Annotated in this window: 2 protein-coding genes and 1 pseudogene; all 3 read left to right on the top strand. The window is 43.3% G+C overall.

Annotated features, from left to right (window positions below):
- A pseudogene (locus HMPREF9420_RS14330) lies at positions 1-201 on the top strand (hypothetical protein); the annotation flags it as partial.
- A gap of 133 nt (positions 202-334) precedes the next feature.
- Positions 335-631, top strand: a complete 297-nt coding sequence (locus tag HMPREF9420_RS14830; protein ID WP_007136155.1) for a hypothetical protein — start codon at positions 335-337, stop codon at positions 629-631.
- Between the two features lie 387 nt (positions 632-1,018).
- Entirely contained in the window at positions 1,019-1,147 is a 129-nt protein-coding gene (locus HMPREF9420_RS14925) for a hypothetical protein (RefSeq protein WP_081457522.1), read from the top strand.
- Positions 1,148-1,251: the final 104 nt, after the last annotated feature.

The following is a 1,251-nucleotide window of genomic DNA, read 5'->3' as shown; positions in this document are numbered from 1 at the left end:
ACTACTCCCCTCTCTCTTCGGAGAGGGGCTGGGGGAGAGGCTTTGTTTGCCTTACATTATTTCACCTTTAATTATCAATTATATAACCCTCACAATTGTTTCACCATGCAACTCGGTACGAGTTGTTCTTTTGATAGCCCGGGGTTGGCGAGGGACGAGCCTACCCCAGGTAAACGTTCGCAAGGAGATTCAACGCTGTAAGTGTTGAGCTTTTTCTGTGAAGGTATAGTTATAGCGAGGGGATTCATGGCGGATTACGCTTAGAAAGCGTAACACCGATGGCGTTGAAATATTCATTTTCTAATATAATTAAGGATAATATACGAATAAATAAATGGCAAAATGTGGAAACATTCCAATGAATACATCCACCATTACGAATGTTGTAACGATGCAACGCCGTGGGTATTATAGTAAATTTCCAATGAAATTTCCCCTCATTACAAATGTGCTCACCACGCAATGCCGTAAGCGTTGTACTTTTGATAGCCCAGGGTTGACGAGCGAAAGCGACGTCTACCCTGGGTCATTTGCCGTTAGTGGCAACAACGCTGTAGGCGTTGTACCTTTTATTTATAGGCATTTTATTGCAGCATTCCACGCAGAAAAAGCACAACACCTACGGCGTTGACCTTCTCACTACACGCGTAACCCTGGGTAGGCTGACGCCAACCCATGGCTATCAAAAGCACAACGCCTACAGCGTTGATTATCAATGACATTGCAAAATGCGTCGAAAGGCCATACAATTTGCATTATTTCATAGCATAAAACACGGCAAATTACGCGCTGATTTGCATCAAATCATTTTACCCTTTATAATCAATAATATTACCACCCCCAATTAACCCTAAAATAACCTCCTCCATTTCTACGACTAACCACTCCCCTCCCTCTTCGGGGAGGGGCTGGGGGTGAGGCTTTATTTTCACTACTTCATTTAACCTTTAATTATCAGCAACGCCACACTCACAATTATTTCATCTCGCAACTGCGTTGGTATTGCGCCATTATTCCAATGAATGAATTTTGTAATATAAATGTTCTCACCACGCAACTCGGTACGAGTTGTTCTTTTGATAGCCCGGGGTTGGCGAGGAACGAGCCTACCCCGGGTAAATGTTCACAAGGAGATTCAACGCCGTAGGTGTTGAGCTTTTTCAGTGAAGGCACATTTACAATGAAACCTTTGATGACGAATTAATCAAAAAAAGCGCAACACCTATGGCGTTGTTCCACGCAAACCATACC

Origin of the sequence: Segatella salivae DSM 15606, from assembly GCF_000185845.1 — a bacterium.
Lineage (GTDB): Bacteria > Bacteroidota > Bacteroidia > Bacteroidales > Bacteroidaceae > Prevotella > Prevotella salivae.
This window is presented reverse-complemented; position numbering and strand designations above follow the sequence as displayed.